This is a genomic window from Allobosea sp. Root483D1, from assembly GCF_001429505.1.
In the GTDB taxonomy this organism is placed as follows: Bacteria; Pseudomonadota; Alphaproteobacteria; order Rhizobiales; family Beijerinckiaceae; genus Allobosea.
The window spans coordinates 203,688-220,124 of record NZ_LMJW01000020.1 but is presented as its reverse complement, the minus strand read 5'-3'; the positions used below and the strand labels follow the sequence as shown (position 1 = coordinate 220,124).

Sequence of the window (16,437 nt, the reverse complement as noted above, 5' to 3'; positions counted from 1 at the left end):
GCCCTACAGCCCCGACTTCAATCCAATCGAGAATGCCTTTTCCAAACTCAAGGCGATCCTGCGCGCCCGAGCCGAGAGAACGACCCCGGCTCTCTGGGACGCCGTCGGATCGGTCATCGACCTCTTCACGCCCGAAGAATGCGCAAACTCTTCAAAGCCGCTGGCTACGATCCAGATTAAATCGGAAACGCCCTAGCGCAGGCGCGCCTCAAGCATCGCGAAGCTCTCCTGCCATTCGCCGGCGCGCTCCAAAAGGGACTGGAATTTGCGGCGTTCGCGCACCCAGGCTGGCAGGTCCGGTCTCCGCGCGCTTTCGAGGGTCGCGATTCCGATTAGCGAACGCCATCTCGATATCAGGCCGAGTGTCCCGGGCGGTGGCGCGAGCTTTCGGCCCCCGGCGTCCAGGTAGGCATCGAGAAACGTCAATGCCGCGGTCAATGCCTGGTTCGGGTCCAGACGCAGCAGGCACCAGCGTTCCCACACCCAGTGCAGATCGACGATCGGTGAAAGGGGCCCGCTCATCGTTTCCTCGAAATCCAGAAAGGCGGAAACCTCGTGACCTTCAAACAGCACGTTGCCGGGATGAAGGTCGTTGTGGATGGGTTGGGCGTCGTCGGTGAGAGCCCGGACGAAATCGCCCCATCGGTCGAGGAGGTCTCTGGCCGCTTGGCGCTCGAAGCCGCTGTTCGCTGTGTCCTCCGCTGCAGCCTCCAGCATGGTACGATGCGATGACGACCAGTCGCGCAATGTCGTATCGATATTTACGGCGGCGAGGGCGCCGTGCATCCGAACGATTGCCCTGCCGAGGCTTTTCAACTGAGGCGGAGTGGGCTCTCCGAAGCTGCCGTCCGCCCAGCGATAGGCGAACAGGACATCTCCCGTCTCGAGCGTCGAGGGGCCGTGAATGCAGGTAATGGTCGGAACGGCCCGAGCGGCCAGCTTTGCGACGATCTCGTTCGCCGACGCCAGGATTTCGGCGCGCCTCGCATCGACGATCTTGATGAACACCGGCTTCCCGCCACGGTCGGTGGCCCGGTAATATCCGCGCGGCGGCGATACCGGGACATCCGCCTGCTCGATCTCGGTCGCCGCCATGACTGCAGCGATCATCCCGGCGAGATGATCCGGAGCAGGCTTGTAGGCCAGCGGCCTCGGAGCGAAGCCGGAATGCGGTGGCAGAGCCGTCATTCGCCCTCGATGTCTCCCCACGAGATCGGAGTTCCTGTCGCGACCTTCCGCAGCAGCCTGCGACCCAGGACCTCGTCCCAGCGCTCGACCTCCACGCCCAGCGTCGGAAAAGCAAAGGTCACGGTATCGAGCCCGATGATATCTCCGGCCTCCAGGTCCCGCGACGCTATCAGTCCCATTCGATCTCGCGGACGGGGCATGTCCGCAGGAAGCTCGCGGGTCTCGTTGCCAAGCGCTCGCCAGGCCGTATCCAGACGCTGCAGCGTCGTCGAAACGTCGGAGATCCGCAGTGCATGGGCGAGATCGATGTCGTCGCTGGCGCTGTCGTCGCACAGACCCTTCTCGACGACATGCGCGCCCATCGCGACAGACAGCATCATCATGTCGGTACCGGCGTAATGGTCTGACAGGCTGCACAGGCAGTTATAGCGCTGCCCCAGCGCCACCATCATTCTCAGGTGAAACTGGTCCGGTGCTGCCGGGGGGCCGGGCGGGCTATGTTGCAGGATGAGGTTCTTCGCGCCTGCCGCCCGTGCCCACGCGACTGCGCGATCGATCTCTGCGAGCCGCGACCGGCCGGTATCGATGAAGAGAGGAAGGCCGGACGCCGCCGCCTCACGGATCAATGGCGCATGCACGATATTACTGCTTGGAATTTTCAGGGCGCATGCGCCTAGGTCCCGAGCGAATTGCAGCCCCTGAAAGTCGTAAACGCTCAGGACGAAATCCAGCCCCAGCGAGTGGGCATAGCTGTATACATCCCGCAATTGGGGAAGCGATGCGACATGCCGCTCGATGATATCGGCATATGGTTCGCTAACTTTGCCGCGATTCTCGGTGAAGTACTCGGTCAGGTTGTCTTTGGCGACGACCATGCCCCGATCGTGAATGAGGGCTCCTTTGATCGTCTTGACGCCCAGGTCTTTCAGTTTTGAAATAAGGTCTTTCGCGAGATTCAAGTCCTTCTTGAAGTAGACATCTATGTCAGGCAGGAATAGCGGCTGCTTTCCTGGTCCTATGATGTCCTGCCCGAGCCGTATCTCCATAACAAATTCCCGATCACCTAGAGTTTTTTGACGATGGTTTTCAATTTTGCCACCGCACGACGTGGCGAGAACCGTCGGCTCGCAACCAATTCCCGGGCGAGCAGTAGCAGCCGTTTGAAATCGCCTCCATCGAATTGTCCCCAGTCGGGAGCACTTTCGGCCTGACGTGCCGCGTGAGCCCTCAGCGCGTCCGGGTTCTCTGCGAGATTCCTGAGACGTGCGATGAGTTCGGCGAGGTTTCGCGTCGTCGTCACGCCGCCTGCGTCCCGATAGGTCGGCAATGCGAAGCCGTACGCATCATAGTTGAGAACCGGCTTTTTGCAGGCGATCGCCCATCGGATCGTGCTCGACCAGGTCGTGAGAAAGACGTCGCAGCGCGGGATTTCCTCGAGCAACCAGTTCGTCGAGATGCGGGCGCCGGCTGCGCTGATCGCCTGGCGGTCGGCGGCGTGCGTGCCGGGGTGAACGGCGACGCTCAGGTCGATGCCGGGGATCCGTGCGGCCTCGGTCACCAGTGACCGCACGAAGTCGCTATAACTTGCATGCTCGGCAAGATGTCCCCGCGCGCCGTGGTAGCTCGGCGGAAGCGCGATCAGAAGCTTGAGGCGTCCTTCGTCGATCACGCTGGCGGAACGATAAGCGTGCATTGCCTTCGGATCCCGGGCCAGGACGTCCGCGATGACGTCGCAATAGACCGAGCCGATCTGGCGCAGCTTGCTCTCGGCGATGCCTTCCCTGAGATAGTGTCGCCGCATGGCTGGAGACTCGACGGCGATGAGATCCGCCGTTCCCCCCTGGACGACCCAGGGTTTGGGAAGATCGAGCCCGACCGCAACCTTTGCCAGGATGAACTCGGCAGGATGGATCAGGACCTCGCCATGCGGCGAAGGCCGGATCCAGTGCGGCGCGAAGCTTCTCACCGCTTCGCCGATAGGACCTTCCGGCACAAGTGTGAGCGATCCTTCTCGGGCGCGGTCCTCGATGAAGTTGTCGTAATCCTTCTGTTCGCCAATGCCGAACGGAGTCACCAGCGTCGGCAGCCCCTTTTGCCTTGCCGTCGCGATGAGCGCGGCATTTCCGCCTGGCCCGTCTTCGCACACGATTAGGAGGTGGGGCTGGACAGACTTCAAGATCGCCTGGCTGGCCTGCATTTGTGCCAGCAACAGCCTGCGGTAATTTTCTTCGGTGCTATCGGGCTGCCACGGCGTCGATATCTTGGGCGTGCGTGTTGCCCGAGGAGCCTGTCGCTCAAGAATTTGAGCTACCAGGCTCTCTTGCGAGTGAAAGCCGATCCCCAGCGCCTCGCATCTGGCGGTCAACCCCGCATTGACCGCAGCGTCCGCGTTGAAGGATGCGAAGGCGACATGGACGCGCGACCGCAGGAGCCGCAGCGCGATCTGTTCAATCAACGGCCACTGGGACTGGCCATAGCCCGAAATCAGGACTTTCATCGGGCCGCTCAAACGTCCAGCCGGAAGATGCCGAGCCAGTGAAAGCTGGACGTCACATCGAGCAGCGCATGATCGAAATAGCCGATCGAGATTGGTGACAGCGGCGCGAGCACGGCTGCGAAGTGCTGCTCGTCCTTGATCGGGAACACGTATTCTGGATCTTGAATCCGGAACCCGGCAGGAAAATTGACGAGGACCACGTCGTCTGGGCCCTTCTCGCCAAACTCCGAGATGTAGAAGTTCTTCGGGCCGATCATGCTGACGAGGGCATGGCCGCCGGGTGCTAGAACTCTGGCAATTTCCCGAGCGGCGCTGCGCAGGCGCGTCTCACCGCCAAGGTAATACAAGACTTGGTTAGCGATCAGGAGATCGATCGTGCCGGATTCGAAAGGGAGTTCTTCCCAGTCTGGTTCGAGCAGATGAAGGTTTGCGCCGGGGCCGAGCCGGTCTCGGCAAATCGCGAGCGCTGTATTGCTGGCGTCAGCCAAGTGCACTTCATAACCTTGCTCGATAAAGAACAGGGCGTTGTTTCCTGTCCCGCATCCGAGATCTAGCACCCGTCTCACCTGAGAACGCGGCCGAATATAGCCGTTATGTGCGCGAATCAGCCACTCGGCAGGATATTTCGGAGCATAACTTCCGGCCGCAAAAAGGCGTGAGAAGCGCTCGACATTTCGATCGGCATGCGAAGTTGTATCTTCCGGACCGGATGCGTCCATCACTTCACCGCGATGGCAAGCGTCTGCATCGGCAGCGACATGATGCCGTTGCGCAGGACACGTGACCCGGCAGGCTCGGTCTCGGTCCACGATCGTATCGGGTCATCTTGCGGAGGTAGGTCGAATGGAAGCGAGAATGGCGTGAACGAGAACCTCGCCACCCGCTCGCTCGACTGGAGGAAACGACTCACAGCTCGCTCGGAGAACAGGTTGTACCCAGGATTCCATGCCCTCTCGACACCGTCCGCATAACGCCACTGGACGAGCGCATCGACCGGGAACGGGTTGAAGAGGCCGGTGATGAGAACCAGCGCCCCCGGCGCCGCAATGCGCAGGCATTCGGAGAAGGATGGCCTAAAATCGTCGAAGATGCTGTGCGTGCCCGTCATGGTGACGATATCGAACGTCTCCGCCATCAGGCCGTCGAGGCGGTTGGCGTCGCCATGCATGAAGACCGCATTCGGAATCCGCGCTGTAGCGCTCTCGACCAGGCTCAGAGAGAAATCCACTCCTGTCGCCGTGATATTCGGGAAACGTGAGAGGCCGTATTCGATAAAGGCGCCCGATGCGCAGCCGATGTCACAGAGTGAGAAGCCCGCCCCTCCCGTGTGATCCTGAAGGCGATCACCCAGCACCACGAACATGTGCTTCGGATCTTTGGCTTTCGGGCCAAGGTAAACATGGTCTCGGTTATAGATTCTCTGCTCGCTCATAGCGAAAAGCGCTCTCCTTTCGGGCCTTCTGCCAATGCACGGCCCAGCTCTCCTGATGGCGTTTTGCCAAAGTTTATAATTTTGCCCGGCGCCCTGCATGCAAGAGCCGAGGCTTTGCTGTGCGCGAAATTGCCAAGACGCTCAGATCGATGCGAGGCCGATCAGGCCGGCGCCATTTTGCGGGATAATCTTCCAGAATTGGCTGGCCGCCTCCTTCGAAAACTGCCGCGCGGTGGCAAAAGCCGGCGATCGCTTGGCCCATGCCGAGCCCGGTGCGTATGCAGCAGCAGCCGAAAATAGTGCGAACACACGTCGTACTACCGCGCTGGTCCCTTATCGGTGAGAAAGCAACTAACTTAATCGCAAGCGGGCCGCAAGGTGGAAAGCGGCAGTCCCATGTGGATTGAAGGCATTGGTGCCACTTTTTTTGGAGATTACCAAACGTCACTATTATCGACCGAGGAGGAAGAGGGGGTGGGTAATCACGGGAAAGTGACCTGGAGCGGTGGATTGTCGCAATGTAACGAACCTCAACGCCGATATTGCGCTGCTCCGTGATCACCGGGCGCTAGGGCGTTTCCGGTTTAATCTGGATCGTAGCCAGCGGCTTTGAAGAAGTTTGCGCATTCTTCGGGCGTGAAGAGGTCCGGCCTTCGGCCACACGGTCCATGGCGGCCGACAGGATCGCAGCAGCCGACGAAACGGGGGACCTCAGATGCCGGTGTGCATTGTCCCAGACGAAACGGCGCCGTTCATCCGAAAGGCTGGCCTTGAGCTGGTCGCTCACCGCATCCCGGTCCGTCAGGATGACGGCAAGCCCGTGCTTTGCGTAGGGCATCTTATCGAACGGCGCTACCGAGCGATAAAGAGCCGACAACTCCGGCTCGAACAGCATCAGGACGGGCGTGACCAGCGGACTGGATGACACCGCGTTGAGATGTGCCGCGTCATAGGCACAGTTCGAAAAAGCGCTGAAGATCGTGCTGCAGCACGCGATGCTTTCTTCGAGAGTACAGTCCTGTGCCAACTTCAGCTCGAGACCTCGCCGAGTCGCGATCTCCAGCGTGGCCCGTATGTCTGCCGGAGCTTCGCGCGGGTGGGGCCTGTACAGGATGGTCGGCCGCGGCTCGAGCTCACTGACGATGGCACTCCACCGATCCAGCGTCCGGCCGTAGCTGTCGACGGAGTGAAGGCATTGTCCGAATAGTCCTATGACGGTCCCCGTAAGGCCGAACCGGGCGCGGACGCTCTCTCGCCAGCCGGGGGTGACGAGATTCCGGTAACGCTGATGTCGAGGCGAGCCGACGACGACGCTTGCTCTCCGATGGCGTTCCGCATTGATCTCCGCCGCCTCGGCATCGAGCACCAGGAACGTGTCGGCACCTCGCCCGAAGAACTCGTTGGTCTCGCCCCAGAAGTCTTGGAAGACAAAGCTCGGGCAGGAGCTCTCCGCCAGAATGGCTTCATCAATGCCACCTTGCCCCGGCGAACTCAGGCCGCAGATCACGGCAGCAGGAGCGAACTGCGCGAGTTCATCGCGAGCGGCGGCCAGCAGCGCCTGAGCCTCGACCGAGTCGCGTCGAATGGCGGGCGTCAAGGGAATGAGCCGAAACCCGATATCGTGCGCGCGAAAGATCTGGCTCGCAGGGTCCTGTGCGAGAACGCGTATCGCGAACCTCGGGTCGTCCTTGGCAGCGTGAACGATTTCGAGAAGATGGAATGCCGCAGCGGCATCACGAGCCGTCACCAGCATCCGAATCGGCTTCCGCGCCAGCTCTTCCGCATCGGAGAGCACCAATTCTCGATTCATCGGTAGACATCATCCAAAGACTACGCTGAGCCGCCCCAGCAAAGACCATATTGCATCACCGTTGATATCGAGGTGCAACCGCTAAAGCCTCGTCGTACCCGGCGGCCGCCGATGTTGACGCAGGTCAGCAATCCTGAAAGAAGCGCGCTTCAAATCAGGCCCAGCTCCTATCCGCCGAAAGCGCATTGTGACTTTGCCAACAGCGCAGCGATTCATCCAACGCGTCGATGACCGGTCCATCGTCATCGGCATCGTCGGTCTGGGCTATGTCGGCATCCCCCTCGCGCTCGCTGCGCTGCGCCAGGGTATCAAGGTCATCGGCTTCGACATCGACCAGAAGCGCGTCGACGACCTCAACGCCGGCCGCAGCGCGATCAAGCACATCCCGATGGAGCTGATCGCCGAAGGCGCAAAGACCGGCCGTTTCGTCGCGACGACCGATTTCGATCGCATGGCCGAGCCCGATGCTCTGCTGATCGCCGTACCGACGCCGCTGACCAAATACCGCGAGCCGGACCTGTCCTATGTCGTGAAGACGACCGAGGCGATCGCCAGGCGACTGCGCAAGGATCAGCTCGTCGTCCTTGAATCGACGACTTATCCCGGCACGACCGACGAGGTCATGCGCCCGATCCTGGAGAAGGCCACCGGTCTGAAGAGCGGTGAGGGATTCTTCCTTGCCTTCTCACCCGAGCGCGAGGATCCCGGAAATCCCGACTACGGCACCTCGACCATCCCGAAAGTGGTCGGCGGCGACGGGGCGGACGCGCTCGCCATTGCGCTGGCGCTTTATGGCGCGCTGGTCGTCAAGGCCGTGCCGGTTTCCTCGACCGCGACGGCAGAAGCAGTCAAGCTGACCGAGAACATCTTCCGGGCCGTCAACATCGCCCTCGTCAACGAGCTCAAGACCGTCTACGCGGCGATGGGCATCGACGTCTGGGAGGTCATCGACGCCGCCAAGACCAAGCCCTTCGGCTTCATGCCGTTCTATCCAGGCCCCGGCCTCGGCGGCCACTGCATACCGATCGACCCGTTCTACCTGACCTGGAAGGCGCGCGAATACGATGTCGCCACGCGTTTCATCGAGCTCGCCGGCGAGATCAACAGGCGCATGCCCTATCAGGTGGTCGACCAGCTCGCCGCCCTCCTCGATTCCAAGGGCCACAAGAACCTGAGCGACGCCAGGATCCTGATCCTCGGCATCGCCTACAAGAAGAATATCGACGACATGCGCGAGAGCCCCTCGCTCAAGCTGATCGAGTTGATCGAGAAGCGCGGCGCCCAGGTCGAGTTCCACGACCCCCTCATCCCGGTGATCCCGCCGACACGCGAGCATGCCGAGCTCGCCGGCCGCAGGAGCGCCGCGGTGGACAAGGCCTCGCTCGCCGGTTTCGACGCCGTGCTGATTGCGACCGACCATGACGACGTCGATTACAAGGCGATCGTCGCCGGATCGAAGCTGGTGGTCGACACCCGTAATGCCTGTGCCCGCGCCGGCGTCAAGGCGGACAACGTCTTCAAGGCCTGATAGAACGCTGCCGCCCGTTTGCGCCCGGTGCGACGGACGAGATCGAGATTCCATCATGACGAGCTTCGCGCTGATCGGCGCCGCCGGCTACATCGCCCCCCGCCACATGGCGGCGATCAAGGCCAATGGCGGCGACCTCAAGGTCGCCTACGACCCCAACGATTCGGTCGGCGTCATCGACAGCCACTTCCCGCAAGCACATTTCTTCACCGAATTCGAGCGCTTCGACCGCCATGTCGACAAGCTGCGCCGCCGCGGGGAGCAGCTCGACTATGTCAGCATCTGCTCCCCCAACTACCTGCACGACGCGCATATCCGCTTCGGCCTGCGCTCGGGCTGCGAGGTGATCTGCGAGAAGCCGCTCGTGCTCAATCCTTGGAACATCGACGGCCTCGCCGAGATCGAGCAGCAGACCGGGCACAGGATCAGCACGATCCTGCAACTGCGGCTGCACCCGGCAATCCAGGCGCTGAAGGAGCGCATCGCCAAGTCGAACGCGCGCCACGCCGTCGATCTGACCTACATCACCTCGCGTGGCCGCTGGTATCACGCCTCCTGGAAGGGCGACGAGGCCAAGTCGGGCGGCGTCGCCACCAATATCGGCGTCCACTTTTTCGACATGCTCGCCTATGTCTTCGGCCCTCTGCAGTCGCAGACCGCCAGCCTGCGCGAGGGCGAACGCGCTGGCGGCCTGCTCTCCTATGAGAAGGCCGATGTGCGCTGGTTCCTCTCGGTCGACGCCAACGACCTGCCCGACAACGTCAAGGGCAAGAAGACGACCTATCGCTCGATCACGCTCGACGGCGAGGAGGTCGAGTTCTCCGAAGGCTTCACCGACCTGCACGCCCGCAGCTACCAGGAGATCCTGGCCGGCCGCGGCTACGGGCTAGAGGATGTCCGCTTTTGCGTCGAGGTGGTGTCCGAGTTCCGGACGCTGCCAATTAGCGCCAATGGCGAGCGTCACCCCTTCATCAACAAGTACCTGAAGGGCTGAGCGTCGATGGCCGCTTCGGAAATGCGTGACGATCCGCGCTTTCCGGGCGTGAAAATTCACGAAAGCGCCTATGTCGACGACGGCGTGACCATCGGCGCCGGCAGCAAGATCTGGCACTTCGTCCATGTTCTCGGCGAGACCACGATCGGCAAGAACTGCATCCTCGGCCAGAACGTCATGGTCGGCCCGCGCGTGCGAATCGGCAATGGTTGCAAGATCCAGAACAACGTCGCCCTTTACGACGGCGTCGAACTGGATGACGACGTCTTCTGCGGCCCGTCCTGCGTCTTCACCAACGTCAACAACCCGCGCGCTTTCCTGAACCGCAAGGCGGAGTTCCGCCGCACGTTGGTTATGAAGGGCGCGAGCATCGGCGCCAACGCCACCATCGTCTGCGGCCATACGCTGGGCGCCTATTGCTTTATCGCCGCCGGCGCCGTCGTCGCGAAGGACGTGCCCGATTTCGCCCTGATGGCCGGCGTTCCGGCTCGTCGCATCGGCTGGATGAGCCATGACGGCGCCAGGCTCGGCCCCGATCTCACCTGTCCCGAGACCGGCCGGCGCTATCGCGAGACCGGGCCGGACACCCTGGAGGAAATCGTCGGATGAGCGAGCGCCCCGCGATCGAGTTCATCGACCTCAAGGCGCAGCGCCGGCGCATCGGCAAGGCGATGGATGAGGCCATCCTGAAGGTCGTTCACGACGGCAACTACATCCTCGGCGAGCAGGTCGCCCAGTTCGAGACCGAGCTCGCCGCCTTCTGCGGCGCCAAGCACGCGATCGGCGTCGCCAACGGCACCGACGCGCTGATCCTGGTGCTCGAAGCGCTCGGCATCGGTCTCGGCGATGCGGTGCTCTGCCCGAGCTTCACCTTCGCCGCCACCGCCGAGGTCGTCGCCTGGATGGGGGCGACTCCGGTCTTTGCCGAGATCGACGAGGCCACCTACAATATCGACCCGAAGGGCCTCGCCGCGGCACTCGAGACGGCGCGCAAGCATGAGCTCAAGCCGGGAGCACTGATCACCGTCGATCTCTTCGGCCAGGCCTGCGACTACGAGCCGATCGAAGCCTTCTGCAAGCAGAACGGCCTCGTCCTCATCTCCGATTCGGCACAGGGCTATGGCGCCCGCTACAAAGGCCGCATCGCCGGCGCGATCGGCGATTTCGCCACCACCAGCTTCTTTCCGGCCAAGCCGCTCGGCTGCTATGGCGATGGCGGCGCGATCCTCACCGACAGCGACGAGCATGCCGAATTGCTGCGCTCGCTGCGCTTTCATGGCAAGGGCTCGTACAAGTACGACAACGTCCGCGTCGGCGTGAACTCGCGGCTCGACACCATCCAGGCGGCCGTGCTGATCGAGAAGCTCAAGATCTACGCCGAGGAGATCGAGCAGCGCCAGGTCGTGGCCGCCCGCTATACCGCGGCGCTGAAGGACCTCGTCGCGACGCCTTACGTGATGCCTGACTGCGTCTCGACCTGGGCCCAGTACACGATCCGCGTCGAAGCCGGCCGTCGCGACGCCTTCCAGGCGGCGCTGAAGGCCAAGGGCGTGCCGACCACGGTCTACTATCCCAAGCCCCTGCATCAGCAGGTCGCCTACAAGCACTTCCCGGTCGCCGGCAACGGCCTGCCGATCTCCGAGCGCGCCGCACAGGAGGTCGTGGCGCTGCCGATGCACCCCTATCTCGACGAGGCGGCACAGGATTACATCATCGCAGCCGTGCGCGAGGCGCTTGCTGGCCACACGCTTCTGATGGGCCGTTGATGCGCATCGCCATCCTTGCTCTCACTCCACTCGCGCGTGATGCGCGGGTCATGAGAACCGCCGGCGCCCTCAAGGCAGCCGGGCATGATGTCGTGGTCATCGGGCGGGAGCCCCTCCCCACCGACGCTGCCGTCAGGTTCCGGCCTCTTCCGGAGCTGAAGAGCGAAGTCCGGCAAAGATTGGAACTTGTGCTGACCCAGGGGCCCGCGACGCTCGTGCCGCCTGTCGCATCGCTCCTGTACTGGACTGGCGCCGACCGAACCCGGATGCTGCAATATGCTTTGCAGGAAAAACCCGATGTCGTCGTCAGCAACGATTGGATCACGCTTCCCGTCGCCGCCAGGATCAAGCGCGCATCAGGAGCGCGCATAATCTACGATAGCCACGAATTCGCGATACGCGAGCATGTCCAGAACTGGAAATGGCGGATCATAGCCCGGGCGGCCGTCCAGCACATTGAGTCGCGCCATATCGGCAACGCCGATCGCGTGATGACCGTCAGCGATGGAATAGCAGATGCTTTGCAGACGCTTTATTCGCTGCCGGACCGACCGACGGTCATCCGAAATCTTCCCAAGTTCCAGGACGTTCCTCCCCGGCCTCCGGCGCCGCGGCGCCGCATCCTGTTCCATGGCGTCATCCGACCCGAGCGGGGTCTCGAGGAGTTGATCGATTCCGTCCCGCGATGGACCTTCGACGGCGAGATCGTCATCAGGGGGTATGGTTCTGCCGCCTATATCGCAGGTCTTCGCGAGAGGGCCACATCGCTCGGAGTCGCGGATCAGCTTGCCATCGCGCCCGCGGTCTCGCCTGCCGAACTCGTCGAGCAGGCTGCCGATGCCGATATCGGCTATCTCGCCCTGCCGCCGACGACAGAGCAGTATGAGTTCGCCCTGCCCAACAAGCTATTCGAATATCTGATGGCCGGCCTGGCCGTGCTCGCCACGCCGCGCCTCGAGATGAGACGAATCGTCGAGGCGGCTGACTGTGGCGTCCTGGCCGACCTCGCCCCCGAAAGACTGGCCGATGCTCTCAATGGGATCGGGACCGGACAATTGAAACAGATGAAGGCGGCGGCCCGGGCAGCCGCGCGGCGGTTGAACTGGGACGAGGAGCAGAAGTCGCTCGTCGCCCTTGTCGATGGCCTCGCGGCCGATGCGAGACGCGTAAGATGAAGCCCGATGTTTCGGTGGTCATTCCGAGCTACGAACGACCGGAGCAGACAGCCAGGGCGGTCTGGTCCGTGCTCCGGCAGCCTGGGGTTCAGGCCGAGGTGGTCGTCGTCGACGATGCGTCACCGACCCCGGTGAGCCTGGCGGACCGGCTCGTTTCGAGCGGGCGCGTCCGAGTGTTGCGTCTGCCCGAGAACCGGGGTGCTGCGGGCGCGCGCAATGCTGGAGTCGAGGCGTCCAGGAGCGATGTCATCGCCTTCCTGGACTCGGATGACTTTTTCCTGCCGGACACCCTGGCACAACGGCTCGCCTTCTTTTCCAAGCAAGACGACGCTGCGCCGTTCCTGTGCGCAGCGGGAGTATGGCGCTGGTCGCCGCCCGAAGATGCGGTTCTCGCGATGCCCGCCGAAGCGGCCGACCTCGAAGCGCTGGCCGCCGGCTGCTGGTATTTTCCAGGTTCCACCGCACTCTTTTCCAGAAGGGTATGGGATCTCGTGGGACCGCTGACCCCCTCTTTGCGGCGGCTCGAGGATCTCGAATGGGGTATCCGGCTCGGTCTTGCGGGAGGGCGTCTGGTCGTCGCGCCCTCGGCGGCGGCGGTTGTCACTCGCTCTCCGCCCGCAGGATGGCAGACAGTGGCAACGTCTTGCGAGGCGATCCTGGCCACCTTCGGCCCGGCCTCGAGCCAGCCTCTTCCACAAGCACCCTGGATGCGGCTTCAGGCTTATCTCGAGATCGAGAAGGCAAATGCCGCGCGAGGAGAAGGTCGCTACGGAAGCACGGCAAAGAGCCTTTTGCGGTCGTTCGCTTATGCACCGCGCCTGAGGCTCCACCACCGGCGCTGGTGGACGCAGAGACGGGCACAGCAAGCCGAACTCGCTCGGATCGCCGCCTTGGCGACCGACATCTCCGGACAGGCAGCGGGAGATTGACGCGCGGCCATCGCAGATACGCGCCCCGGCGGCAACGGAGAAGGGAGCGGCTTCTTTCTGGCGGCGAGCCGGCGGCATTCCGCCGCCATTCTGTCGGCCAGGCCGCGCGAATGGACCATATTGCTTTTGCCGCCTGCAACGGGTATCGCCCGGGAGAGCGGCCCGGGTCCTTGGGCCGGTTTGTGGCCGCTCGGGCAGAACTATGCCGTGGAGCGGGACGCTATCGCATCAGCGAGCAGACGTCGTTCTTCCGGCAGCGAACGGGTGGTCGTCCATCTTTGCGACCGATCGTCATGGCATCACCGGCAATACCGGTTCGAAGGCAGGGCAAATATGAGCTACAAGCACACCGACCCGCGGCGCGACTCCCTCGACCGTGCGAAGTTCTCAGCTGATGTAGCCGAGCCGGAAACCAAGTATGGCCTCCCCCGGAACGTGATGTTCTGCTCCGAGTGTGTGATCTCGAACCAGAGGCCGAACTCGGCTGTGGAGTACAAGCACACCAAGGAGAGCACCAAGCAGACGATCCAGCTCGATGACGACGGCGTCTGCGATGCGTGCAAGCAGGCCCGGCGTAAATCTCAGATCATCGACTGGGACAGGCGCCGTCATGAACTGACCCAACTCTGCGACAAGTACCGCTCCCGCAACGGCAGCTATGATTGCATCGTGCCGGGCTCCGGCGGCAAGGATTCCTTCTTTCAGTCCTGGATGCTGAAGTACGAATTCGGCATGAACCCGCTCACCGTCACCTGGGCGCCGCATGTCTATACGGATTGGGGCTGGCATAACTTCAATCGCTGGATTCATTCCGGGTTCGACAATTACCTGATGACACCGAACGGCCGGGTCAAGCGTCTGATGACGCGGCTGGCTGTGGAGAATCTGTTCCACCCCTTCCAGGCCTTCATGATCGGGCAGAAGGCATTCGCGCCGAAAATGGCGGCGGCAATGAATATTCCGCTGATCTTCTACGGCGAGAACGAAGCGGAATATGGCAACCCCATCGCAGACAACGAAAGCGCTCGCCGGGATCACGCCTACTTCTCCTCGACGGACCCCAACGAGGTCTTTCTGGGCGGAACGTCGGTCGCGTCGCTCATCAACGACTACGGCGTCCGTCCGGCCGATTTGCAGAGCTACCTCCCGATCGATCCCACCGAGCTTGATAAGCGTGGCATCGAGGTCCACTATCTCGGCTACTACCTCAAATGGCACCCTCAGTCGGCCTATTACTTCGCCGTTGAGAACGGTGGCTTCCAGGCGTCGCCTGAGCGCACTCCGGGAACCTATTCTAAGTACAATTCGATCGACGATAAGATCGACGACCTCCATTACTACACGACCTATATCAAGTTCGGAATCGGCCGCTCTACCTACGACGCAGCGCAGGAAGTGCGCTCGGGCGATTTGACGCGAGAGGAAGGTATCGCGCTGGTCAAACGATATGACGGCGAGTTCCCGGAGCGTTTTGCGGAGGAGCTCCTCACCTATCTGAGCTTGCCGGAGCGTGAGTTCGACAAGGCGTCGACGCAGTTCGAAGCTCCGATCATGGACAGGGCCTATTTCGACGCGCTCGCGAACCGTTTCCGTCCTCCGCATCTGTGGAAGCTCGACGGTAACGACTGGGCCTTGAGGCGGACGATCTTCTCGGCAAACTGACGGATAGTATCGATGACGAATGTTCGCCTGATCGCCCGGCTGGATCTCAAAATGGACTTCCTGATCAAGGGCGTCCAGTTTGAAGGCTGGCGGAAAATCGGAGATCCTGGCGAGTTCGCCCTGCGATACTACGAAGCCGGCGTAGACGAACTGCTTTATATGGATGTCGTCGCGAGCCTTTACGAGCGCAACAACCTCGACGACATCGTGAGGAAGGCGGCCGAGCGCATTTTCGTTCCGATTACCGTCGGAGGCGGTATCCGCCGGCTGGCAGACGTCAAGACCCTCCTCGCGGCGGGGGCGGACAAGGTGGCCATCAATACCGCCGCCACCCGCGATCCGTCGCTGCTATCACAAATTTCCGAGACCTATGGCTCTCAAGCGACGGTGCTGTCCATCGAGGCCAAACGGACCGGGCCGAAAAGCTGGGAAGCCATGACAGACAATGGCCGCAACCATACTGGGCTGGATCCGATCGCCTGGGCCGCGAAGGCTCAGGAATTGGGAGCCGGCGAGATCTTATTGACGTCGATCGACCAGGACGGGACCTCGCGCGGTCTCGACATCGCCTTGATCAAGGCGGTGACGGCCGCCGTCGACATACCGGTCATTGCCGGGGGGGGGGTTGGCCGGAACAGCGATGTCATTGATGGCTTGCGGCAGGGCGCTGCCCACGCCGTCGCCATCGGGAAGGCGTTGCACTACGGCAATGTCTTGCTTCCCGATCTCCGAGCCCGCTTGGGCGATGCGGGGATTCCGGTGCGTTCTTTGGAGGCTGCCTGACGTGCAAAGCCGGAGCGTTGTTGTCGTCGATTACCAGATCGGCAATGTCTTTTCAGTCTGCAATGCGTTCAAGGCGGTCGGAGTTGAGCCGGTCCTGAGTGGCGATCCCGATGTCGTCGCGCGCGCGGAGCGCCTCGTGCTGCCGGGCGTTGGAGCGTTTGCTCGTGCCATGGAGGAACTGAACGCGCGCGGGCTGGATGCGGCCGCCCAGTCCTTCATCAAGACTGGGCGCCCATTTCTTGGCATCTGCGTCGGCATGCAGATGCTGATGGAAAAGAGCACGGAGTTCGGCGTGACGCCTGGCCTCGGGCTGATCGAGGGCGATGTCGTTCGAATTCCCGAAACGACGGCCGCAGGCGACAGGCATGCCGTCCCCCATATCAGCTGGGGTACGCTCGAGTTTCCGCAAAACGGGGTCGGCGAAGGCGACTGGGCGGGCTCCCCCCTCCAGGAACTGCAACCAGGCCGCTCCAGCGCCTATTTCGTGCATTCCTACATGTGCCAGCCCGCCAACGCTGCCCATCTCCTGGCGACGGTCTCGTATAACGGCCGAGATCTGACGGCTGCAGTCCGGAAGGACAACGTCTTCGGCGTGCAATTTCACCCGGAACGCAGCAGCTTGGCCGGTCAGAAGATGTTTCGTTCGTTCATGGCTATCTGAGAGCGGTTCGGA

At 62.3% G+C, this 16,437-nt stretch carries 15 protein-coding genes and 1 pseudogene; 10 read left to right on the top strand and 6 right to left on the bottom strand.

Annotated elements, in window-relative coordinates; translation table 11 throughout:
* Nucleotides 1-180 (top strand): annotated as a pseudogene (locus tag ASE66_RS31475) (IS630 family transposase); the annotation flags it as partial.
* Nucleotides 181-192: 12 nt separating this feature from the next.
* Here ASE66_RS31475 and ASE66_RS19650 read toward each other — a convergent pair.
* From ASE66_RS19650 to ASE66_RS19625, 6 genes are all read right to left on the bottom strand, one after another.
* Nucleotides 193-1,188, bottom strand: a complete 996-nt coding sequence (locus tag ASE66_RS19650) for a phosphotransferase enzyme family protein (RefSeq protein WP_057191404.1) — start codon at nucleotides 1,186-1,188, stop codon at nucleotides 193-195.
* A complete protein-coding gene (locus ASE66_RS19645; protein ID WP_057191403.1) occupies nucleotides 1,185-2,234 on the bottom strand; it encodes an N-acetylneuraminate synthase family protein in 1,050 nt (349 codons plus the stop codon). The genes ASE66_RS19650 and ASE66_RS19645 overlap by 4 nt, the downstream gene beginning before the upstream one ends.
* A gap of 17 nt (nucleotides 2,235-2,251) precedes the next feature.
* Nucleotides 2,252-3,685, bottom strand: coding sequence for a hypothetical protein (locus ASE66_RS19640; RefSeq protein WP_057191402.1), 1,434 nt, complete (start codon nucleotides 3,683-3,685; stop codon nucleotides 2,252-2,254).
* Between the two features lie 8 nt (nucleotides 3,686-3,693).
* A complete protein-coding gene (locus ASE66_RS19635) occupies nucleotides 3,694-4,404 on the bottom strand; it encodes a class I SAM-dependent methyltransferase (RefSeq protein ID WP_082613591.1) in 711 nt (236 codons plus the stop codon).
* Nucleotides 4,404-5,117 (bottom strand): class I SAM-dependent methyltransferase, encoded by a 714-nt coding sequence (locus ASE66_RS19630; protein ID WP_057191400.1) that lies wholly within the window; start codon nucleotides 5,115-5,117, stop codon nucleotides 4,404-4,406. The genes ASE66_RS19635 and ASE66_RS19630 overlap by 1 nt, the downstream gene beginning before the upstream one ends.
* A 568-nt stretch (nucleotides 5,118-5,685) precedes the next feature.
* Entirely contained in the window at nucleotides 5,686-6,927 is a 1,242-nt protein-coding gene (locus ASE66_RS19625; protein WP_057191399.1) for a hypothetical protein, read from the bottom strand.
* 187 nt (nucleotides 6,928-7,114) lie between these two features.
* Between ASE66_RS19625 and ASE66_RS19620 the strand changes: the two genes are divergently transcribed.
* From ASE66_RS19620 to hisH, 9 genes are all read left to right on the top strand, one after another.
* The gene (locus tag ASE66_RS19620; RefSeq protein ID WP_274532968.1) at nucleotides 7,115-8,455 is read left to right on the top strand and encodes a nucleotide sugar dehydrogenase; all 1,341 of its coding nucleotides are present in this window, start codon (nucleotides 7,115-7,117) and stop codon (nucleotides 8,453-8,455) included.
* A gap of 55 nt (nucleotides 8,456-8,510) precedes the next feature.
* Nucleotides 8,511-9,449, top strand: coding sequence for a Gfo/Idh/MocA family oxidoreductase (locus ASE66_RS19615; protein ID WP_057191397.1), 939 nt, complete (start codon nucleotides 8,511-8,513; stop codon nucleotides 9,447-9,449).
* 6 nt (nucleotides 9,450-9,455) lie between these two features.
* Nucleotides 9,456-10,058: an acyltransferase gene (locus ASE66_RS19610; protein ID WP_156412248.1), complete on the top strand. Its 603-nt coding sequence runs from the start codon at nucleotides 9,456-9,458 to the stop codon at nucleotides 10,056-10,058.
* Nucleotides 10,055-11,215 carry a DegT/DnrJ/EryC1/StrS family aminotransferase gene (locus ASE66_RS19605; protein WP_057191396.1) on the top strand — a complete coding sequence of 387 codons (1,161 nt, stop codon included), beginning with the start codon at nucleotides 10,055-10,057 and terminating at the stop codon, nucleotides 11,213-11,215. The genes ASE66_RS19610 and ASE66_RS19605 overlap by 4 nt, the downstream gene beginning before the upstream one ends.
* Nucleotides 11,215-12,390: a glycosyltransferase gene (locus ASE66_RS19600; RefSeq protein WP_057191395.1), complete on the top strand. Its 1,176-nt coding sequence runs from the start codon at nucleotides 11,215-11,217 to the stop codon at nucleotides 12,388-12,390. The genes ASE66_RS19605 and ASE66_RS19600 overlap by 1 nt, the downstream gene beginning before the upstream one ends.
* On the top strand, nucleotides 12,387-13,319 hold the full coding sequence (locus tag ASE66_RS19595) for a glycosyltransferase family 2 protein (RefSeq protein ID WP_057191394.1): 933 nt from the start codon (nucleotides 12,387-12,389) through the stop codon (nucleotides 13,317-13,319). The genes ASE66_RS19600 and ASE66_RS19595 overlap by 4 nt, the downstream gene beginning before the upstream one ends.
* Nucleotides 13,320-13,652: 333 nt before the next feature.
* Nucleotides 13,653-14,981, top strand: coding sequence for an N-acetyl sugar amidotransferase (locus ASE66_RS19590; protein ID WP_057191393.1), 1,329 nt, complete (start codon nucleotides 13,653-13,655; stop codon nucleotides 14,979-14,981).
* 12 nt (nucleotides 14,982-14,993) lie between these two features.
* Nucleotides 14,994-15,764 carry an imidazole glycerol phosphate synthase subunit HisF gene (gene hisF / locus ASE66_RS19585; protein ID WP_057191392.1) on the top strand — a complete coding sequence of 257 codons (771 nt, stop codon included), beginning with the start codon at nucleotides 14,994-14,996 and terminating at the stop codon, nucleotides 15,762-15,764.
* A gap of 1 nt (nucleotide 15,765) precedes the next feature.
* Nucleotides 15,766-16,425, top strand: coding sequence for an imidazole glycerol phosphate synthase subunit HisH (gene hisH, locus ASE66_RS19580; protein WP_057191391.1), 660 nt, complete (start codon nucleotides 15,766-15,768; stop codon nucleotides 16,423-16,425).
* Nucleotides 16,426-16,437: the final 12 nt, after the last annotated feature.